Genomic DNA, 19476 nt, shown 5'->3' with positions numbered 1-19476 from the left:
ATGCACGTCGTCTTCCGCGAAAGCCATGGGTTAGAGGAAACGGAGACCCCGACCGATCTGGGCCAGAGCCCGGCGGATCTGGTGGTGCTGTCCTTTTCCGACAGTGACCTTGGCGCTTTCGCGGCAGGCTGGCATCGTGGTGGTGGACCCGAAGGCCGGATGCCGACCCTGCGGCTGGCCAATCTAACGGCGCTGAAACACCCGCTTTCTGTCGACACCTATGTCGAGCAGACGCTGGAGGGCGCCAAAGGTATCCTGATCCGCCTGATCGGTGGCGTGCCCTACTGGTCCTATGGCTTGCAGCAGGTTCTGGCACTGGCTCAAGCCAAGGGCATTGCCGTTGCTGTGCTGCCTGCGGATGGACGTGAAGATACGCGGCTGGATGACTATTCTACCCTGCCCGTTTCAACCCTGCGGCGGCTGGCGCATCTTTGCGACACAGGCGGTGAGGTCGCAGCGCAGGCTGCGCTGGCGCAAATGGCACTGGCCGCGGGGCTTTATTCTGGCCCGGTGATGGGGGCCAAGACGATCCCGGAATGTGGCGTATGGTGCCCGGATCGCGGTGTGATCCCGGCGGATACCGCATTCGCCGGTGATGCCAAGCGCATCCTCGTGACCTTCTATCGCGCCTATCTGACCTCGGCAGACACTGCCCCGGTCGCGGCCCTGATCCACCGTCTGCGTGCGCGTGGGTTTCAGGCTGTTGGCCTATTTGCGCCGTCGCTCAAAGCCCCTACCGCCGCTGACTGGCTGCGCGAACAGGTCGTAGCGCTGGCCCCCTCGGCAATCATCAACGCCACCTCCTTTTCGGGCAAAGGCGCCTCGGGAACGTCCCCGCTGGACGCCGCCAATGTGCCGGTATTTCAGGTCGCCTTGTCCACCGCACGCCGCAAGGCTTGGGTCGATGCGGAACGCGGGCTGTCCCCCGCCGACCTCGCAATGCATGTGGTCCTGCCCGAGGTGGATGGCCGCATTTCGGCGGGCATCGCTTCGTTCAAGGAACCGGGCAAGCGCGACCCGTATCTGGAATATTCCCGTTTTGCTCACTGCCCCGAGCCGGAACGGATTGAGGCGATCATTGACCGGGTCGACGGCTGGCTGGGCCTGACCGATAAACCCAAAGCCGATCAGAGACCGGGGCTGGTGCTGTCCACCTATCCCGGCAAGGATTGGCAGATGGCCCATGCGGTGGGCCTGGATGCACTGGCCTCGGCCGAGGCGATGCTGTCCGATCTGCAGGCCGAAGGCTATGACACCGCACCCGGCGCGCCGATTGCCGAGACGCTTTTGGATGCGCGACTGTCTTGGCCGCTCGCGGCCTATCAAACCGCGCTGGCGGACCTGCCGGAGCAGCTGCAAACGGATCTGCAAACCGTTTGGGGCAAGCCCGAGGACGACCCGTTTTTTGCCGATGGTGCCTTCCACTTTACCGCCCTGAACCGGGGCAAGACGCTGATCGCGCTGCAACCCGAACGCGGCACGCCCGAGCTGCGCGATGACGACTATCACGACCTGTCCCGCACCCCGCGCCACAGCTATGTTGCCTTCTATCTCTGGCTGCGTAAGGGGCATGGCGCGGACGCGCTGATCCATATCGGCGCGCATGGCACGTTGGAATGGCTGCCAGGCAAATCGGTCGCCCTGTCCCAAAACTGCTGGCCTGAGGCGTTGGTCCGCGATCTGCCGGTGATCTACCCCTTTATCGTGAATGACCCCGGCGAGGCCGCACAGGCCAAGCGCCGGATCGGCGCGGTTACACTGGGCCATATCCCACCCCCGATGCGAACAAGTGACACGCCGGACCGTATGGTGCGGCTGGAATCCCTGCTGGACGAATTCTCGAACGCCGACGGGCTGGACCCCAAACGCCGCGACCGACTACAAGAAGACATACGGGATGAGGCGCAGGCCATTGGTCTGGAAAGCGATCTGGGTCTGAATCAGGCAACCTGTACCGCCGAAGCGATCACCCGTATCGACCGATTTGTCTGCGACATCAAAGAAAGCCAGTTCGGCGACGGCTTGCACGTCTTTGGCCGCGTCCCCGAAGTGACCGGCAATTTTGATGCCACGCCTTCGGCGCATGCGGAACGTCAATCACTTTTGGACGCACTGGCCGGGAAACGGATCGAGGCTGGCCCGTCTGGCTCACCCTATCGCGGGCGCTCGGACGTGCTGCCGACAGGGCGAAATCTTTACACCACCGATCCGCGTTCGGTTCCAACACGCGCGGCCTATACCCAAGGTGTCAAACTGGCCGAGGAACTAGTGCGACGGCATCTGCAGGAAGAAGGCGATTACCCCAAGGGGCTGATTGTCGACCTCTGGGGCTCGGCCACGATGCGCACTGCGGGTGAAGAATTCGCCATGGCGCTTCACCTGCTGGGTGTGAAACCGGTTTGGGACAAGGGGTCGGAGCGGGTTTCCGGTATCGAGGTGCTGCCAATCACTGATCTCAGCCGTCCACGGCTAGACGTGACCTTGCGTGTCTCGGGCCTGTTCCGCGATGTATTCCCGACGCTTTCTGCGCTGTATGGCCAGGCAGTGCGAGCATTGTGTGAACGGGACGAGGCAGGAGACTGGAACCCATATGCCGGGCAGGCACCGGCCGCCCGTGTCTATGGCCCCGCCCCCGGCAGCTATGGCCTGAACATGACGCAGCTATCCGAAATCTATACGGACGAAGCGCGCGCACAGGCCGGTCAGGCTTGGCTGGATGCCAGTTCCTTTGCGCTTGAGGGCGAGCAAATTGCACGAGATGTCGATGGTATTACCCAACGCGTTGCCCTTGCCGACAGCTTTGTTCACCTTCAGGACCTGACCGAAACCGATCTGCTGTTGGCCAATGACTATGCCACGCATGAGGCCGGTTTTGCCGCCGCCAAGAAAGTCACTGGCGGTACTGCGCAGCTGTACCATCTGGACAATACCAACCCAGACACCCCCCGCGCCCGAACCCTGTCTGAGGAAATCAGCCGCGTTGTCCACGCGCGCGCGGCTAATCCTGACTGGATCGCAGGAATGCAACGGCACGGATTCCGCGGCGCCGCCGAGATCGCGGCAACGCTGGATCATATGGCAAGCTTTGCCCATCTGTCGGGAACCGTTGCACCGCATCTGTTTGACATCTACCACGATGCCACACTGGGTAACGCCGAGGTTGATGCCTTTCTGCAAGAGAAGAACCCACAGGCGCATCAGGCCATGCAGGATCGGTTCCGTGCGCTGCTCGAGGCTGGCCTGTGGAACACGCGCCGAAACTCGATCCGAGCCGATCTGGAGGGGTTGGGATGAGTGCACCGATCGTTCAGGGCTGGTGCCCCGGCGCCCATCGCCCGATGATGTCGGGGGACGGGTTGGTCGTGCGGGTTCGGCCGCGGCTGGCGCGCCTTGAGGCTGCGCAGATGTTAGGCCTGTGCGAACTTGCCGACCGTTTCGGCAATGGCACCATTGACCTGACCAACCGCGCCAATCTGCAACTGCGCGGTGTGGCCGAGGCCGATCACCAACCTTTGCTAGAAGAACTCGCTGCGCTGAACCTTTTGGATGCGGAACCGGGTATCGAGGTGCGGCGCAATATTCTGGTGACGCCGCTCTACCAATCCGGCGATCTTACCGCACGGCTGACGCAGGAACTGACCGACCGGTTGGGTGAATTGCCGTCGCTACCAGCCAAGTTTGGGTTTGCCGTCGACACCGGACCAAATCGCCTGTTGGTCGGGGATTCGGCGGATATCCGGCTGGAGACAGGCCCCGACGGGCTGATCCTACGCGCTGATGGGGCCGAAACAGGGCGTCGCGTGACCGAAAAAATCGCCATCGACCACCTGATCGCGCTGGCCGAATGGTTCGCGGATCACCACACTCCCGAGGCCCGGCGCATGGCCCGCGTGGTTGCGACACAGGATTTGCCGTCAGAATGCCAAGGCAGCGCACCGGGTGATGTTGGCGCTCTGCCTGAGACGGGCATCGTGGAACTGGGTGCGCTATACGGAGCCGCGTTCGGTCAGTTGCCAGCGCGCGCGCTTGCGGGGCTGATTGAGACCTGCGGTGCCTCTGCGCTGCGGGTCACCCCTTGGCGGCTGTTCCTGATGGAAGGCGGGGCGGCGATACCCGCCCCAGCGTTCGTCACCGATGGCACCGACCCGCTGATGACCACTGACGCCTGCCCCGGCGCCCCGCTCTGCCCGCAGGCGCAGGTGGAGACCCGCGATATCGCCCGCGCGCTTGCCTCGCGTATTCCCGGCCACTTGCATGTCTCGGGCTGTGCCAAAGGATGCGCGCGCATGGGACCAGCTGATGTCACCCTGGTCGGCCACGATGGTCGATTTGATCTTGTCAAACAAGGCCGCGCGGGAGATGAGCCAAACCTGCGCGGGTTAAGCCCCGAAACACTTATGACCATGGACTTCACCTGATGCCCTATGAATACGAAACCGACGGCGCCGCGATCTACAAACAAAGCTTTGCCACCATCCGGTCCGAGGCCGATCTGGCACGGTTCGACGCCGATGAGGAACAGGTCGCCGTCCGGATGATCCACGCGGCAGGTATGGTGGGGCTGGAAGAGTTCGTGCATTTCTCACCCGGTTTTGTGACCTCGGCCCGTGCCGCGTTGGAAGACGGCGCACCGATCCTGTGCGACGCCCGCATGGTCAGCGAGGGTGTGACCCGGTTCCGCCTGCCCGCCGATAACGAGGTGATCTGCACCCTGCACGACGAACGTGTGCGTCCGCTGGCTGCCGAGATGAGCAACACCCGGTCCGCCGCTGCGCTGGAGTTGTGGCGCCCGCATCTGCAAGGTGCCGTGGTGGCCATCGGTAATGCGCCCACCGCCCTGTTCCACCTGCTGAACATGCTGGAAGACCCCGACTGCCCGCGCCCTGCGGCCATCATCGGCTGCCCGGTGGGCTTTGTCGGTGCGGTCGAATCTAAAGACGCTCTGTGGGAGGCGCAGCCTGTGCCGTCCTGCATCGTCAAGGGTCGCCTTGGTGGCAGCGCCATCACGGTCGCCGCGGTCAACGCCATCGCGAGCCGCGCCGAATGAACGCGGGCAAGATATACGGTGTCGGCCTCGGCCCCGGCGATCCGGACCTGATAAGCGTCAGGGCCGACCGCCTACTGCGCACTGCCCGCCACGTGGCCTTTTTCCGCAAACCGGGTCGCAGTGGTCAGGCCCGCAAGATCGTCAATGGCATGATCCCAGAAGGCGCGGTGGAATTCCCGATGGAATACCCCGTGACCACAGAAATTCCATTGAGTGATCCGCGGTACAATGAGCTGCTCTCGGCGTTTTATGAAGATTGTGCCGCGCATCTGAAGACACTGTCGGATCAGGGCGAAGACGTGGTGGTCCTGTGCGAGGGTGATCCGTTCTTCTACGGATCATTCATGCATCTTTACAATCGATTACGCGGCGAATCTGAAGTTGAAGTCGTGCCTGCGATCACCGGTATGTCCGGCGCGTGGACCGCAACCGGCGACCCCATCACCTGGGGAGACGACGTATTGACCGTTCTGGTCGGCACATTGCCCGAAGACGATCTGGCCCACCGGATGGCCCAAACCGACGCGCTGGTGGTGATGAAGATCGGGCGCAATATCGACAAAGTGAAGCGGGCCTTGAAGACGGCCGGTTTGTATGACCGTGCTTGGATCGTGGAATACGCTCAGATGCCTAATCAACGCGTGTGCAAATTGTCGGAAAATTGCGAGGGGATCACCCCGTATTTCTCGATCATCATCGTTCACGGACAAGGGCGGCGGCCATGAGCGGCTGGGTCAAGATTGCAGGACTCGGGCCAGGAAACGAGGCTCTGGTGACGCCCGAAGTGACCGCTGCGCTGGCTGAGGCGACGGATGTCGTCGGCTACATTCCTTACGTCGCGCGCATCGCCGAACGCCCCGGCCTGACGCTGCATGCCAGCGACAACCGGGTTGAGATCGACCGTTCGCAGCATGCGTTGCAAATGGCGGCCGAAGGGAAGCGCGTAGTGGTCGTATCCTCGGGCGATCCGGGCGTATTTGCCATGGCAGCAGCGGTGTTCGAAGCGCTGGAAAACGGCCCCAGTGAATGGCGCGACCTACCGGTTGAAGTGCTGCCCGGAATCACTGCGATGCTTGCGGCCTCCGCCCGCGCTGGTGCCCCGCTGGGGCATGATTTCTGCACCATCAACCTGAGTGACAACCTCAAACCTTGGCCTCTGATTGAGAAGCGCCTGCGACTGGCGGCACAAGCCGATTTCGCGATGGCGTTTTACAACCCCCGCTCGAAATCTCGCCCCGAAGGCTTTGTCAAAACGCTGGAAATCCTGCGCGAAGAATGTGAACCCGAGCGGCTGATCCTGTTCGCCCGCGCTGTCAGCCGGGCGGATGAGGCAATCCGGATTTCGACATTGGTCGAGGCCACGCCTGATATGGCTGATATGCAGACCGTTGTCATCGTCGGCTCATCCCTGACCCGCGTTATCGAACGCGACGGCGACCCGATCGTCTATACGCCGAGGTTCACCCCGGAATGAGCCAGCCAGTCCAAAACCTGCGGAACGCTCGACAGTTCCAGCCGCTGCGGCAGGGCTGGACGGTCGATCATCAGCACCGGCACGCCCAGCGCCCGCGCCGCGTCCAGCTTGGCGCACGCGCCGGTGCCGCCCGCGTTCTTGGACACCACCAGCTGCGTGCCGTGGCGCTGCATCAACGCCCGGTCATCAGCCTCGGCAAAGGGTCCGCGCGCCACGACAACCTCGCAATTCGGCAAGGGCAGGACATCGGGTTCATCCACCAGCCGCAACAGGTAATGGTGCTGGGGCTGGCTGACGAAATCTTCGAGATGCATGCGCCCGACCGCAAGAAACACGCGCTGCGGATTACCGGACAAAGCGGCCACCGCTGCGGCGATATCCGGGACGCGCAGCCAGGTGTCACCGGGCTGCGGTGCCCATTCGGGCCGTGTCAGCGCCGCCAGCGGAATCTGTGCCTCATGGCAGGCCTCAATCGCGTTACGGCTCATCCCGGCGGCAAAAGGGTGGGTCGCGTCGATCACGTGGCTTATGCTGTGGTCATGGATATATTTCACCAGCCCTTCGGCCCCACCGAACCCGCCAACACGTACCGGCAGAGGTTGCGGGCGCGGGTTGTCCACACGTCCTGCATAGGAATAGGTCGCGGGAATACCCCGCTCAGCTATGGCTTTTGCCAGCTCGTTGGCCTCGGTCGTGCCGCCCAATATCAGGAGGTTGGACATGTCTGAAGCTCCATGGCTGACCGTTTTGGGTTTGGGCGAAGATGGACTGGATGGCTTGCCCCCCGCAAGCCGTCAAGTGCTGGAACGCGCCGAAATCATCATGGGGCCACCGCGACACCTGTCCTTGGTTCCCGATTTCGGGGCCCAGCAGGTGGAATGGCCCGTGCCCTTTGCCGATGGTCTGCCGATCCTGACCGGTTTTCGCGGGCGATCAACCGTGGTTCTGGCCTCGGGCGATCCGTTCTGGTTCGGCGCCGGATCCGTGATCGCGCGGAATTTCGAGGCCGGTGAATGGACCGCCCTGCCCGGCCAATCGACGTTTTCGCTGGCCGCTGCGCGGTTGGGCTGGCCGCTGGAAAGCACGCAGACATTTGGTCTGCACGCGGCCCCGCTGACCCGGCTGCGCCCGCATCTGGCCCCCGGCCTGCGCGCGATTCTGCTGTTGCGCGATGGTAAGGCCGTGACGGAACTTGCCACCTATCTGACTGACACCGGCTTTGCCGACACACACCTGCATGTGATGGAGGCCCTGGGCGGCCCGCGCGAACGGGCGCGCAGTGTCTCGCTGACCGAGGCGCTGTTGGGTGGGTTCGATCACCCGGTCTGCGTCGGGCTCGAGGTTGCTGGCGGCGGGCAGGCCTTTCCGCGCGCCTCTGGCAAACCGGATGAGATTTTTGAGACCGACGGCCAGATCACCAAACGCCCTATCCGTGCGCTGACCCTTTCGGCGCTGGCCCCGCAGCGGGACGAGCATCTGTGGGACATTGGCGGCGGCACCGGGTCAATCAGCATCGAATGGCTGATGTGTGATCCAACGCTCAGCGCCACGACGGTCGAACCCCGCGAAGACCGCGCCGAGCGTATTCGCCGCAATGCCGACGCTTTGGGTCAGGACCGGCTGCAGGTGGTGCATGGCACCGCCCCGGATGCGCTGGACGGCCTGCCCCTGCCCGATGTGGTTTTCATTGGCGGCGGGCTGAGCAGTGAGCTGCTACAATGGCTGCATACAACCCTGCCCTCCGGCACGCGGCTGGTGGCCAACGCGGTGACTTTGGAAAGCGAAGCTCTACTAGCGCAGTGGCAGGATAGGCTGGGCGGTGAGCTGCTACGGGTCGAACTGGCACAGGCTTCAGCCCTGGGGCCGCGGCGCGGTTGGAAATCGGCCTATCCGGTGGTGCAATGGAGCGTCACGCTATGATCGTCGCAGGCATCGGTTTTTCCTCGGCCGCTACGCTGGACAGCCTGCGCGCCGCCTATGATCAGGCGAGTGCCGGTCACGCTGTGGACGCGCTTGCCACGGTAGCCGACAAGGAAGGCCACGCCGCACTAACAGATTTTGCCTCGGCCATTGCCCTGCCCTTGCATTTCATTCCCCCCGCCGATCTGGCCGGGCAGCGCACCCTCACCTGCTCGACCCGCAGCCGCGCCACCTATGGCACCGGCAGCGTCGCCGAAGCATCCGCCCTTGCCGCCGCCGGAACTGGTGCGCGGCTGATCTCACCCCGACAGATTTCAGACGACCGGCTGGCCACCTGCGCCATCGCCATCGGAGGACAGACATGACCGTTCATTTCATTGGCGCCGGACCGGGCGCCGCCGACCTGCTGACCCTGCGGGGGCGCGATATCATCGCCGCTTGCCCGGTCTGCCTGTATGCGGGTTCGCTGGTGCCAGAGGAAATTCTGGGCCATTGCCCCGACGACGCCAAGATCGTGAACACGGCGGCGATGGATCTGGATCAAATCATGGCCGAGATCGAGACCGCACATCAGGCCGGTCTGGATGTTGCGCGACTGCATTCCGGCGACCTGTCGGTCTGGTCGGCGATGGGCGAACAAATCCGCCGCCTCAAGGAATTGGGCATCCCGGTCAGCGTGACCCCCGGCGTGCCGTCTTTTGCCGCTGCAGCCGCATCTCTGGGCACGGAACTGACCCTGCCCGGACTTGCGCAATCAGTGGTCCTGACTCGGACACCGGGACGCGCATCGTCGATGCCCGAGGGCGAGACGCTGAAAAACTTTGCCCGCACCGGGGCGACACTGGCCATCCACCTGTCGATCGGCAATCTGGATACGGTGATCGCCGATCTGACACCTGCCTATGGGTCCGACTGCCCGGTGGCCGTTGTCTATCGTGCCAGCTGGCCCGATGAGCGGATCATCCGTGCCACGCTGGCAACCCTAAAAGACGCGTTGGACGAGAGCATCTCGCGCACTGCGCTGATCATGGTTGGCCCGGCACTGGCTGGTGAAGGATTCGACGAAAGCTGCCTGTATTCAAAGGATTACGACCGCCGGTATCGCCCGCAAAGCGCGGACAGCCCTTGGTCAAGCTGGAGCCATGGTGATGACTAACCCTCCGGGTATTCTGATTTCGGCACCGTCTTCGGGGACTGGCAAGACCACCGTGATGCTGGGCCTGCTGCGTGCGCTGGCCGAGGATGGCCTGACCGTCCAACCATTCAAAAGCGGCCCTGACTATATCGACCCGGCCTTTCACCGGGCGGCGGCTGGGCGCGCCTCGTTCAATCTGGACAGCTGGGCGATGGGCGATCCTCTGCTGAACGCAATATCGGCACAGGCTGACGGCGCGGATATCGTCGTAGCCGAAGGATCGATGGGTCTGTTCGACGGTGTCGCCAAACCCGGTGAGATTGGCCATGGATCTAGCGCGGAAACCGCGCAGCGTATGGGCTGGCCTGTGGTGTTGGTTCTGGATGTCGGCGGTCAGGCGCAATCAGCTGCAGCCACGGCGCTGGGGTTTCGGATGTACAACCCCGACCTGCCCTTTGCCGGGGTAATTTTGAACCGCTGCGCCAGCCCGCGCCACGAGCGTCTGACCCGGTTGGGTATGGAACGTGCAGGCCTGCCGGTTCTGGGCGTTCTGCCACGACGCGGAGACCTGACACTTCCCGAGCGGCACTTAGGTTTGATCCAGGCAGTGGAACATCCCGATCTGGAAAGCGCCATTGTCGGCTATGCTGCGTTCCTGCGTGAACATGTCGATCTGGAGGCGATCAAGCGGGCGGCTTCCTCAAGCCCAAATAGGCCATCGTCAGCCGTGCTGCCCCGCCCTCCGGCGCAGCGGATCGCACTGGCCCGGGATGCTGCGTTTTCGTTCACCTATCCGCATTTGCTGGAAGGCTGGCGCGCGGCGGGTGCAGAAATCCTACCGTTTTCACCACTGGCGAATGAAGCCCCTGCCCCGGATGCCGATCTGGTCTGGCTGCCGGGTGGGTATCCCGAGTTGCACGCAGGCACATTGGCCGCCGCCAACACCTTCCAGACTGGGCTGTGCAAACATGCCGAGACAAGACCTGTGCATGGCGAATGCGGGGGCTACATGGCGCTGGGTCAGGCGTTGATCGACAAAGACGGAGTCCGGCACGAAATGGCGGGCCTTCTGGGCCTTGTGACCTCCTATGAAAAGCGCAAGTTCAACCTGGGTTATCGCAAGGCGGAATTACTGGCCTCGATGGCCGGATTTACCGAAGGCACAGCGCTACGCGGGCATGAGTTCCACTATTCCTCGATCATCGAACAGCCTGACGCCCCGCTGGCACGCGTGTTCGACGCCGAAGGCGCGGAAGGCCCGCAAACCGGATCGGTGCGAGACAATGTCACCGGGACATTCTTTCATCTGATCGCCGAGGCCTCGGCATGAGTGGTTTTGTGTCCTTCATCGGTTCAGGCCCCGGCGACCCGGAATTGCTGACGCTGAAGGCGGTAGACAGGATGCAGAAAGCTGATGCGGTGCTGTTTGACGACCTCAGCAGCGGCCCGATCCTGAGCCACGCCCGCGAGGATGCTGATCTGGTTGGTGTCGGCAAACGCGCCGGGCGCCCCTCGCCCAAGCAGGATCACGTCAGCCGCTTGTTGGTTGAATATGCACAAACCGGTCAGCATGTTGTGCGGTTGAAATCCGGTGATGGCGGCATGTTCGGCCGGCTTGAAGAAGAACTGGTGGCCCTGCAAGAGGCCGGGATCGACTATGAAATCATCCCCGGCATCCCCTCGGCGGTAGCGGCGGCGGCAGCGGCGGGCATTCCGCTGACCCGGCGACTGACCGCGCGGCGCGTGCAATTCGTCACCGGCCACGATGTCAGTGGCAAACTGCCCGAAGATCTGAACCTGGCAGCACTGGCTGATCCACAGGCTACGACCGTCGTGTTTATGGGCAAGCGCACCTTTCCCCTTTTGGTTGGCGCCCTGCATTCGCACGGCCTGCCGCTGGATACACCTGCTTTGATGGCCGAATCCGTCTCGACCCCCGATCAAAAACTGCAACGCTCGACCATCGGCGCCTTATCGCAGCAGTTGGAAACCGAGATCGGCACCGCCCCGGCCCTGATCCTGTATGGACCTCTGGCAGAGTTCGAAAATGATTGACTTGACGCTGATCGGTATTGGCACCGGCAACCCGGATCATGTGACATTTCAAGGGGCGCAGGCGATCCGCTCGGCGGACCTGATCCTGATCCCCCGCAAGGGCGAAAACAAGGCCGATCTGGCAGGGCTGCGCGAGCAGATCATCGCTCAGGTCGCGGATACCCCTCCGCAAATCGCGTATTTCGACATTCCCAAACGCCGTGCCGATGATGGCTATTTACGCGGAGTGGACGAATGGCACGACGCGATTGCATTGCGCTGGCAGGAGGCCATCGCAGCCCACCCGAAGGCCCGCCATGTGGCGCTGCTGATCTGGGGGGATCCGTCGCTGTATGACAGTTCGCTGCGAATCGCGGCACGTTTGACCCCTCAGCCAGAAACACGGGTGATTCCCGGCATCACAGCGCTGCAAGCGCTGACGGCGGCCCATGCGATTCCGATCAACGAACTGGGCGCGCCCTATATCGTAACAACTGGTCGTCGCATCCGGGACGAAGGATGGCCGGAAACCGCAGAAAACGTGGCGGTGATGCTGGATGGCGAATGTTCCTTCCAAAACCTGGACATGGAAGACTTGGACATTTGGTGGGGCGCATATGTCGGCATGAAAGAGGAAATCCTGATCAAAGGCCCTTTGGCCGAGGTTGCGCAGCAGATTCTGGACCGTCGCGCCCATGCCCGTGCCGACCATGGTTGGATCATGGATATTTATTTGCTGAAAAAGCGCATAATCTGACACAATACGTCGCAAATGATGATTGCACCGCCACAGCTATAGCGGCTAAATGGGGGTGTCTGGTCCTGCCGGAGAAATCCGGATGCTAAGAGGGAATTTGGTGCGACTGCCTCGGTGGTCAACTCCAAAGCCGCCCCCGCGACTGTAAGCGGAGAGCCCCTGTTCAACCAGCCACTCCCGGTTCTCCGGGGGGAAGGCGAACAGAGGCATCGACCCGCAAGCCAGGAGACCTGCCAGGCGCAAAAACGAAACACCGGCCGTCGGGTGCGGCGGCAGAGGAGAATACAAAATGGCAACACAAACGAAAACAGCATCCGCCGCGCGTACAGGCTTTGTTCCGGTCATGTTTGCAGTGGTTCTGGGTCTGGGTCTCATCACGCTGACCGGTCACGTTCAGGCAGCGGCCCTGCATGATGCAGCGCATGACGTGCGTCACGCGACCGGCTTCCCCTGCCACTAAGACCGTGTTCAGTCGTATATTGACCAGCGCGTTGTTCGCTGGTGCTGCAGCGGGGCTGATTGCCGCCTTGCTGCAGTTGGTATTTGTGCAACCAGTATTGTTGCATGCCGAGCTTTATGAATCCGGTGAGCTGGTGCATTTCGGGGCCGAGACCGTATCGGCTCATCCCGAACTGCCGCGCATGTTCTCTGAACTGACGCGCGATGCGCTGAGTGTCATCTTTACCATGCTGACCTATACCGGCTATGCGTTGGTGATGGTTGCGCTGATGTCGGTAGCCGAAGGTCAAGGACATCAGATTGATGGCCGGACCGGCGTCCTTTGGGGGTTGGCCGGATTTATCGCCTTCCACCTTGCACCAGGTTTCACCCTGGCGCCCGAAGTGCCGGGTGTCGCGGCAGCCGATGTCTATGCACGTCAGGTCTGGTGGTTCGCAACAGTTGCAGCAGCCCTTGTCGCCATGTGGTTGATCGCCTTTGGAGGTAACCTGATCAGCTATGTGATCGCCGCGGTACTTCTGTTGGTGCCACATCTTATCGGTGCACCCGAGCCCGATGTTTTCACCGGCCCTGTGCCGACTGAAATTGGCGCGTTGTTCGCGGCACGAGCTTTTGGAATCGGTCTGGTTGCATGGGTTCTGGTTGGCGCGTTCGCTGGCTATTTCTGGCAGAAAGAAGCGCAACCTTCCGAAGCAACGGCCTGATCGCACTTCGATTGAACGCGCTGGGGGTAAACTCGGCGCGTTTCCCTATGTTTTCAAGGAAATACAATGACCCGTTCACTTGCTCTATTCGTGATCGGTCTGGTCTTTGGTGGCGGTGCAGGATTTGTAATCGCTGCTGCAAATGGCGTCACATTTGATGGCCACGACCATTCTGATCCGTCTCTTCACGGAGCCTCACACACTGAGACCATGGCCCACGATCATTCCACGGCCCTGAACCTACCGGCAGGCGCAGATGCACCTACACTGGACATCGCTCTGACACAGGATCCTATGTCTGGCTGGAACCTGCATGTCATGCCAAAAAACTTTACCTTCGCACCGCAGAACGCATCTACCGCTGACATGGCAGGCGAAGGGCACGCGCATGTTTACATCAACGGAGAAAAGCTCGCCCGGCTTTACGGCAGTTGGATGCATATTGATCAGTTGCCCAAAGGCGAGGTCGAGGTTTCGGTTTCGCTGAATTCCAACAGCCATAGCCCGCTTTCGGTCGATAACGTGCCGGTTCGTGCTGCGGTTACGGTTCAGGTCGACTAAAGCGCCGGAATACGCGCACGCAAACACATCCGAAGCCGCCCGCAGGGTCGGGCGTCTTCGATCCAGCCCTGCGGGCTGTTCAGGTAAGTACGGCAAGTTTCAGCGATATCCGCGGCATCCGCCACCACATCGACACCCGAAAACACATAAGATGCGCGCCCCTGCGCCTGTATAGCCAGCGCCGTGGGTTCCGCGCAGCTGCTGAAACAGGCGTGTTCGCTCAATTCGACCTGATCCGTCAATCCAGCCCTTTTCAGTGCGTCCTTCACAGCCTGCACCTCGGCCGCCCGATCGCGTGCGGTGCCACAGGTTTTGCAGATCATCAGGCGCATCCGATCCAGACCTTTCCCTTCGTCCTGCGCCCGTTTCTGCGGCTTTAAGCGGCGCGGCGCAATCCCGAATGCGCACAAGATTGTGAGTGCGACGTCCTCACATTTCTGGCAGGATTCCTGCAGACACCTTAAAAGGAGGCCTCTGGATGAAACTGCTTTGGACTGTCTTCGCCCTGCTGGCTCTGCCCGCCTGGGCCGACGAACCGCTCTCGGGATGGGCCGTGTATCCAACAGGCAAAAGCTATGATGAATTGGTCTCGGACACCAAATCGGCGGTTAAGGCAAACGGTCTGATCGTGGTCACGCAGGCCGGCCCCACCAAAGCCGCCGCCGCGCGGGGGATTACAATCCCAGGCAATCTGGTGATCGGCGCCTTCAACAATGAATATGCGGTGCGCGTGCTGGAAACCTCGGTGCGCGCAATGATCGAAGCACCGATCCGGTTTTACGTGACCGAAAACGAAGACGGCACCGCCACCCTGTCCTATAAAACGCCCAGCTTTGTATTCGCGCCCTATATCTATGAGGGCGGAGACCCCCTGAGGGACATTGCCCAGGAATTGGATGACACCTTTCAGATCGTGGCCGAAGCCGCTGTCAAATAGTCACACTGGCGTGATGCGCCTTGCGTCCGGGTCTGTCCTCCGCAATCTGCGTTGAAACAGTTTTCGGAGCTTTACTGATGCAGGACTCGTCGCCCCGCGCTGCGGACATTCTGGCCCAACGGCTTTATGAGGCTGGCTGCCGTCACGCTTTTGGCATGCCAGGTGGCGAGGTGCTGACCCTAGTGGATGCGTTGGAAAAGGCGGGGATAACCTTTCACCTGACCAAACACGAGAACGCGGCCGGCTTTATGGCCGAGGCGGTGCATCACCGCGACGGCGCCCCGGCCATTCTGGTGGCCACGCTCGGCCCAGGCGCGATGAACGGGATCAATGTGGTCGCCAATGCGTTGCAGGACCGGGTGCCAATGATCGTGCTGACCGGCTGTGTCGACGCAGATGAGGCGCTGACATACACCCATCAGGTCATGGATCACGCACGGGTCTATCGCTCGATCACCAAAGGGACGTTCATGCTGACCGCCAAAGGCGCGGATATTATCGCAGACAAAGCGGTGTCGCTGGCCAATCAGCCGCGCCCAGGACCGGTGCATATCGACGTGCCGATTTCGGTTGCGGATGCGCCTGTGACCGATGTCAAACGCCGCCGTCTTGTCAAACCTGCCGCCGTCGCGCCCGAGGGGGATTGCGTTGAAAAAGCCCGCCGCTGGGTGGCACAGGCCGAACGGCCCATCGCGATTATCGGCCTGGATGTTCTATATGACGACTCGCGCAATGTGGTGCAGGCGTTCCTTGAACATTTTGGCATTCCTTTTGTGACAACCTACAAGGCCAAGGGCGTGGTTCCCGAGGATCATCCACTGTGCCTTGGCGGCGCGGGCCTGTCGCCGCTTGCTGACACCCATCTGGTGCCGCTGGTTGAACAGGCCGATCTGGTGTTGTGTCTGGGCTATGACCCGATCGAAATGCGCCCAGGCTGGCGCGAGATTTGGGACCCCGAAGAAAAGCGCGTCATCGACATTTCAGCGGTTCCAAACGATCACTACATGCATCAGGCCGGGTTGAACCTGGTGGCTGATACCGGCGCGACCCTCGAGGCCATTGCAAAGGGCAACCCTGCCCGCGCCACCTGGCCCGGCGGCGAGCCCGAACAGGTTCGGGCCGCCCTGGCGCGAGCCTTCCCTACTGATGACGTATGGGGTCCCGCCGCGGTAATTGCGGAAACCCGCGCGGCTCTTCCTGCCGAGACATTGGCTACCGCTGACAGTGGCGCACATCGCATCCTTCTCAGCCAGATGTGGGGATGTTCCGAAGAACGCGGGCTGATCCAGTCTTCGGCGCTCTGCACCATGGGCTGCGCTCTGCCAATGGCCGTCGGGCTGAAACTGGCCGAACCCACGCGCCCGGTCATCAGCTTTTCCGGCGATGCCGGGTTCCTGATGGTCGCCGGAGAACTGTCGACCGTTGCCGAGATGGGTGGTAACCCGATTTTCCTGGTGTTCGTCGACGCCAGCCTTGCCCTGATCGAGTTGAAACAGCGTCAGCGGCAAATGGGGAACGTAGGCGTCGATTTCGACCGCCACGACTTTGCAGCTATTGGCCGGGCCTTCGGCGGGAATGGTCACACGGTGCGCACCCGCGCCGAACTGAGGGATGCTCTGGAAGCGGCAACCAAGTCTGATAGGTTCACCGTAATTGCTGCTGAGATTGATCGCGGAGGATATGATGGCCGGATCTGAAGGACCGCTGAAGGGCGTCAAGGTTCTGGACCTGTCTCGCATTCTGGCCGGACCGACCTGCACACAGTTGCTGGGCGATTTGGGTGCCAGCGTTATCAAGATCGAAAACCCTGCTACTAAAGGGGACGACACGCGCCAGTGGGGCCCACCCTATGTCGCAGATGCCGACGGGTTTCCATCAGATCTTAGTGCCTATTTCATGTCAGCCAACCGCAACAAGAAATCGGTCGCCATCGACATCACCACACCCGAAGGTCAGGCGGAAATTCGGCGGCTGGCCTCGTTTGCGGACATCCTGATCGAGAATTTCAAACCCGGCGGGCTTGCGAAATACGGGCTGGATTACAAATCGCTCTCGCAGGAAATCCCTAGCCTCGTCTATTGTTCGATCTCAGGCTATGGGCAGGATGGGCCTAACGCATCAAAGCCCGGATATGATCTGATGGCGCAGGGCTATGGCGGTGTCATGTCTCTGACCGGCGATCCCCAAGGGGCGCCGATGAAAGTTGGCGTTGGTATCGCTGATGTCATGTGCGGTATGTATGCCTGCGTTGGCATTTTGGCAGCATTGCGCCATCGGGACCAGACCGGAGAGGGACAGCAAATTGATCTGGCTCTGGTCGATTCCCAGATTGCGTGGCTGATCAATGAAGGCGTGAATTATCTGACATCCGGCAATGTGCCACAACGCCGTGGGAATGGTCATCCAAATATCGTTCCATATGACGTTTACGAAACCGCTGATGGCCATGTGATCCTTGCTGTAGGTAATGACAGTCAGTTCCGCCGGTTCTGCGAATTCATCGACCAACCTGATCTGGCGGATGACGTCCGCTTTGCGACGAATCCGGCGCGGCTGGAAAACCGGGATGCGTTGAACGCCCTTTTGCGCCCTGCGGTTCAGTCATATGATACCACAACCGTCATCGCAGAACTTGAGGCACGCAAAGTACCAGTTGGGCCGGTCCAGACCCTGGATCAGGTTTTTGACACCGAGCAGGTCGCGGCGCGGCAAATGCAGATCGCAATGCAGGCCGCCCCAGCCGAGGTAAAACTGATCGGAAACCCGCTGAAATTGTCGCGGACACCGGTAACCTATCGGACGGCTCCGCCACAGTTCGGAGCGGACACTGCAGCAGTCTTGAACGCTAAGAACCCATTTGAAGATTGAAACACAATGCCTTACTAGGCGGCATATTGCTGAAACATGCCGTTGAATCGGCGGATTTTTTCACGTTTTCCACACACAGCTTTTCACCAATTCGAGAGCAGGGCCGATACTGATACGACCCCGCCTGACTCTCTGCTAAATCGAATAAAGTAATAAATCGCAAATGGATTGGATCCCGCGCATGAAACAAGATGTTTTCGGACAGAATAACACTCTTTGCCATTCGGCCAGTGTCGAGGCGTGGAATGGTGTTCTGCTTGGTTTCATGGCGCATTCAGCTGTCACACCCCAGCATCTGGGCAAAGTGCTAGAGCTTGAGCCCGATTTCGCGCTTGGTCACGCCATCAAAGGTCTGTTCCTGGTCTTGCTGGGCCGGCGCGAGATGATGCCAGTTGCAGCGGAAGCGTTGAATGCTGCCAACACCGCTATGGATCGCCAACCGGTAACTGAGCGCGAGCGGCTTTATGTCGACGCGTTGGCCCTTTACCTGTCCGACCTGCCCTCACATGCAATCCAGAAGTTTGAAGAAATTCTGCGCCTACACCCACAGGACTCGCTGGCGATGAAACTCAGCCACGCAACACGGTTTGTCTTGGGAGATGCCGCTGGTATGCGACGGTCGATCGAACGTGTCCTGCCCGCTTATGAACCCGACCACGCCGGTCGCGGATATCTTCTGGGGTGCCATTCCTTCGCGCTTGAGGAAACCGGGGCCTATGAAAAAGCCGAAATCGCCGGACGTCAGGCCCTGTGGATGGTGTCGGATGATGCCTGGGGCCTGCACGCAGTGGCCCATGTGCACGAGATGACCGGCAATGCGCAGCAAGGTCTTGACTGGCTGGCCGGACGCGAGGATGCCTGGGCGCATTGCAACAACTTTCGCTATCATGTCTGGTGGCACAAGGCGCTGATGCATCTGGACCTGGGTCAGGTCGATCAGGTTATGGAACTGTATGACCAGTATGTCCGGCAGGACAAAACCGACGATTACCGTGACATATCGAATGCCACGTCGCTTTTGTCCCGGCTCGAGCTTGAGGGCGTCAAAGTTGGAAACCGCTGGGAGGAACTGGCCGACCTCAGCGCCGCCCGGACCGAAGATGGATGCCTGATCTTCGCCGATCTTCACTATCTGCTGGCCCTGACTGGCGACAACCGGACCGAAGCGACCGGCAAAATGCTGCAGCGCATCCAGAAAGATGCCCAGCGCAATCAGGGCGACACTCCGATCCGGATGTCGGATCCCGGTATTGCCGCAGCCAAAGGGCTTGAGGCTTTTGGCGACGGCCTTTACGGCGAAGCATTTGATTTCCTGTCGAATGCACGGGACGGAATGCAACTGGCCGGTGGTAGCCACGCCCAACGTGATGTATTCGAGCGCATCACTATTGATTCCGGCTTGCGTGCCGGCCGTTTGGATGCTGTCGAGCGCATTCTAGACGACCGCCGTGCCAAGCGGGCCGGGGGTGAGGACAATTATGCTATGGCGCGCCGCGCATTGATCGACGCGGCTCGCGATAACCAAGACGCACAAAGCGTTCCGGCAGAATAACAAAACAAAAAGACTGAAGAAGGACAGA

The 19476-nt window shown here is 61.1% G+C and carries 20 protein-coding genes and 1 riboswitch; of the genes, 18 read left to right on the top strand and 2 right to left on the bottom strand.

Features of this window, described 5'->3' with window-relative positions; genetic code table 11:
• The 5 genes from cobN to cobJ are packed head-to-tail and all read left to right on the top strand — an operon-like array spanning position 1 to position 6521.
• The gene (cobN, locus tag AC2FJW_RS05755; RefSeq protein ID WP_496749466.1) at positions 1–3294 is read left to right on the top strand and encodes a cobaltochelatase subunit CobN; all 3294 of its coding nucleotides are present in this window, start codon (positions 1–3) and stop codon (positions 3292–3294) included.
• Entirely contained in the window at positions 3291–4418 is a 1128-nt protein-coding gene (gene cobG, locus AC2FJW_RS05750; protein WP_496749465.1) for a precorrin-3B synthase, read from the top strand. The genes cobN and cobG overlap by 4 nt, the downstream gene beginning before the upstream one ends.
• A complete protein-coding gene (locus AC2FJW_RS05745; protein WP_496749464.1) occupies positions 4418–5047 on the top strand; it encodes a precorrin-8X methylmutase in 630 nt (209 codons plus the stop codon). The genes cobG and AC2FJW_RS05745 overlap by 1 nt, the downstream gene beginning before the upstream one ends.
• Positions 5044–5772, top strand: coding sequence for a precorrin-2 C(20)-methyltransferase (locus tag AC2FJW_RS05740; RefSeq protein WP_496749463.1), 729 nt, complete (start codon positions 5044–5046; stop codon positions 5770–5772). The genes AC2FJW_RS05745 and AC2FJW_RS05740 overlap by 4 nt, the downstream gene beginning before the upstream one ends.
• On the top strand, positions 5769–6521 hold the full coding sequence (cobJ, locus tag AC2FJW_RS05735) for a precorrin-3B C(17)-methyltransferase (protein WP_496749462.1): 753 nt from the start codon (positions 5769–5771) through the stop codon (positions 6519–6521). The genes AC2FJW_RS05740 and cobJ overlap by 4 nt, the downstream gene beginning before the upstream one ends.
• Here cobJ and AC2FJW_RS05730 read toward each other — a convergent pair.
• Entirely contained in the window at positions 6494–7243 is a 750-nt protein-coding gene (locus tag AC2FJW_RS05730) for a cobalt-precorrin-6A reductase (protein WP_496749461.1), read from the bottom strand. The genes cobJ and AC2FJW_RS05730 overlap by 28 nt on opposite strands.
• On the opposite strand from AC2FJW_RS05730, the gene cbiE reads away from it, so the two are divergent.
• The 9 genes from cbiE (at position 7242) to AC2FJW_RS05685 (ending at position 14091) form a co-directional block, all read left to right on the top strand.
• Positions 7242–8441: a precorrin-6y C5,15-methyltransferase (decarboxylating) subunit CbiE gene (gene cbiE, locus AC2FJW_RS05725; RefSeq protein WP_496749460.1), complete on the top strand. Its 1200-nt coding sequence runs from the start codon at positions 7242–7244 to the stop codon at positions 8439–8441. The genes AC2FJW_RS05730 and cbiE overlap by 2 nt on opposite strands.
• Positions 8438–8806 carry a cobalamin biosynthesis protein gene (locus tag AC2FJW_RS05720; RefSeq protein ID WP_496749690.1) on the top strand — a complete coding sequence of 123 codons (369 nt, stop codon included), beginning with the start codon at positions 8438–8440 and terminating at the stop codon, positions 8804–8806. The genes cbiE and AC2FJW_RS05720 overlap by 4 nt, the downstream gene beginning before the upstream one ends.
• Positions 8803–9597 carry a precorrin-4 C(11)-methyltransferase gene (gene cobM, locus AC2FJW_RS05715; protein ID WP_496749459.1) on the top strand — a complete coding sequence of 265 codons (795 nt, stop codon included), beginning with the start codon at positions 8803–8805 and terminating at the stop codon, positions 9595–9597. Before AC2FJW_RS05720 ends, cobM begins: the two co-directional genes overlap by 4 nt.
• A complete protein-coding gene (locus AC2FJW_RS05710) occupies positions 9584–10906 on the top strand; it encodes a cobyrinic acid a,c-diamide synthase CobB (RefSeq protein WP_496749458.1) in 1323 nt (440 codons plus the stop codon). Before cobM ends, AC2FJW_RS05710 begins: the two co-directional genes overlap by 14 nt.
• Entirely contained in the window at positions 10903–11631 is a 729-nt protein-coding gene (gene cobA / locus AC2FJW_RS05705; RefSeq protein WP_496749457.1) for a uroporphyrinogen-III C-methyltransferase, read from the top strand. Before AC2FJW_RS05710 ends, cobA begins: the two co-directional genes overlap by 4 nt.
• Positions 11624–12367, top strand: a complete 744-nt coding sequence (gene cobF, locus AC2FJW_RS05700) for a precorrin-6A synthase (deacetylating) (protein ID WP_281971820.1) — start codon at positions 11624–11626, stop codon at positions 12365–12367. Before cobA ends, cobF begins: the two co-directional genes overlap by 8 nt.
• Positions 12368–12410: 43 nt before the next feature.
• Positions 12411–12619, top strand: a riboswitch (cobalamin riboswitch).
• A 37-nt stretch (positions 12620–12656) separates the two neighbouring features.
• Complete coding sequence (locus AC2FJW_RS05695; RefSeq protein WP_142632876.1) at positions 12657–12827, top strand: CbtB domain-containing protein; 171 nt, start codon at positions 12657–12659, stop codon at positions 12825–12827.
• Between the two features lie 4 nt (positions 12828–12831).
• A complete protein-coding gene (locus AC2FJW_RS05690) occupies positions 12832–13530 on the top strand; it encodes a CbtA family protein (protein ID WP_496692423.1) in 699 nt (232 codons plus the stop codon).
• A 66-nt stretch (positions 13531–13596) separates the two neighbouring features.
• Positions 13597–14091, top strand: coding sequence for a hypothetical protein (locus AC2FJW_RS05685; RefSeq protein ID WP_496749456.1), 495 nt, complete (start codon positions 13597–13599; stop codon positions 14089–14091).
• On the opposite strand, the gene AC2FJW_RS05680 is transcribed toward AC2FJW_RS05685, so the two are convergent.
• Positions 14088–14501, bottom strand: coding sequence for a DUF1636 family protein (locus tag AC2FJW_RS05680; protein ID WP_496749455.1), 414 nt, complete (start codon positions 14499–14501; stop codon positions 14088–14090). The two genes, AC2FJW_RS05685 and AC2FJW_RS05680, sit on opposite strands and share 4 nt — an antisense overlap.
• 68 nt (positions 14502–14569) lie before the next feature.
• On the opposite strand from AC2FJW_RS05680, the gene AC2FJW_RS05675 reads away from it, so the two are divergent.
• The 4 genes from AC2FJW_RS05675 to AC2FJW_RS05660 all read left to right on the top strand — a co-directional run bounded on the left by AC2FJW_RS05675 (position 14570) and on the right by AC2FJW_RS05660 (position 19448).
• Positions 14570–15028, top strand: coding sequence for a DUF302 domain-containing protein (locus AC2FJW_RS05675; RefSeq protein ID WP_496749454.1), 459 nt, complete (start codon positions 14570–14572; stop codon positions 15026–15028).
• 77 nt (positions 15029–15105) lie between these two features.
• A complete protein-coding gene (locus AC2FJW_RS05670; RefSeq protein ID WP_496749453.1) occupies positions 15106–16725 on the top strand; it encodes a thiamine pyrophosphate-binding protein in 1620 nt (539 codons plus the stop codon).
• Entirely contained in the window at positions 16712–17896 is a 1185-nt protein-coding gene (locus AC2FJW_RS05665; RefSeq protein ID WP_496749452.1) for a CaiB/BaiF CoA transferase family protein, read from the top strand. Before AC2FJW_RS05670 ends, AC2FJW_RS05665 begins: the two co-directional genes overlap by 14 nt.
• 181 nt (positions 17897–18077) lie before the next feature.
• Positions 18078–19448, top strand: coding sequence for a tetratricopeptide repeat protein (locus AC2FJW_RS05660; protein ID WP_496749451.1), 1371 nt, complete (start codon positions 18078–18080; stop codon positions 19446–19448).
• Positions 19449–19476: the final 28 nt, after the last annotated feature.

This window comes from Ruegeria sp. CDSA020 (assembly GCF_059612345.1).
Note: the sequence above shows the minus strand (reverse complement) of the source record. Positions and strands in the feature narration are given on the sequence as shown.

Excerpts from the sequence above, each read along its gene's own strand:
- cobN (WP_496749466.1), top strand. The coding sequence starts at position 1 with ATGCACGTCGTCTTCCGCGAAAGCCATGGGTTAGAGGAAACGGAGACC.
- cobG (WP_496749465.1), top strand. The coding sequence starts at position 3,291 with ATGAGTGCACCGATCGTTCAGGGCTGGTGCCCCGGCGCCCATCGCCCG.
- AC2FJW_RS05745 (WP_496749464.1), top strand. The coding sequence starts at position 4,418 with ATGCCCTATGAATACGAAACCGACGGCGCCGCGATCTACAAACAAAGC.
- AC2FJW_RS05740 (WP_496749463.1), top strand. The coding sequence starts at position 5,044 with ATGAACGCGGGCAAGATATACGGTGTCGGCCTCGGCCCCGGCGATCCG.
- cobJ (WP_496749462.1), top strand. The coding sequence starts at position 5,769 with ATGAGCGGCTGGGTCAAGATTGCAGGACTCGGGCCAGGAAACGAGGCT.
- cbiE (WP_496749460.1), top strand. The coding sequence starts at position 7,242 with ATGTCTGAAGCTCCATGGCTGACCGTTTTGGGTTTGGGCGAAGATGGA.
- AC2FJW_RS05730 (WP_496749461.1), bottom strand. The coding sequence starts at position 7,243 with ATGTCCAACCTCCTGATATTGGGCGGCACGACCGAGGCCAACGAGCTG.
- AC2FJW_RS05720 (WP_496749690.1), top strand. The coding sequence starts at position 8,438 with ATGATCGTCGCAGGCATCGGTTTTTCCTCGGCCGCTACGCTGGACAGC.
- cobM (WP_496749459.1), top strand. The coding sequence starts at position 8,803 with ATGACCGTTCATTTCATTGGCGCCGGACCGGGCGCCGCCGACCTGCTG.
- AC2FJW_RS05710 (WP_496749458.1), top strand. The coding sequence starts at position 9,584 with ATGGTGATGACTAACCCTCCGGGTATTCTGATTTCGGCACCGTCTTCG.
- cobA (WP_496749457.1), top strand. The coding sequence starts at position 10,903 with ATGAGTGGTTTTGTGTCCTTCATCGGTTCAGGCCCCGGCGACCCGGAA.
- cobF (WP_281971820.1), top strand. The coding sequence starts at position 11,624 with ATGATTGACTTGACGCTGATCGGTATTGGCACCGGCAACCCGGATCAT.
- AC2FJW_RS05695 (WP_142632876.1), top strand. The coding sequence starts at position 12,657 with ATGGCAACACAAACGAAAACAGCATCCGCCGCGCGTACAGGCTTTGTT.
- AC2FJW_RS05685 (WP_496749456.1), top strand. The coding sequence starts at position 13,597 with ATGACCCGTTCACTTGCTCTATTCGTGATCGGTCTGGTCTTTGGTGGC.
- AC2FJW_RS05675 (WP_496749454.1), top strand. The coding sequence starts at position 14,570 with ATGAAACTGCTTTGGACTGTCTTCGCCCTGCTGGCTCTGCCCGCCTGG.
- AC2FJW_RS05670 (WP_496749453.1), top strand. The coding sequence starts at position 15,106 with ATGCAGGACTCGTCGCCCCGCGCTGCGGACATTCTGGCCCAACGGCTT.
- AC2FJW_RS05665 (WP_496749452.1), top strand. The coding sequence starts at position 16,712 with ATGGCCGGATCTGAAGGACCGCTGAAGGGCGTCAAGGTTCTGGACCTG.
- AC2FJW_RS05660 (WP_496749451.1), top strand. The coding sequence starts at position 18,078 with ATGAAACAAGATGTTTTCGGACAGAATAACACTCTTTGCCATTCGGCC.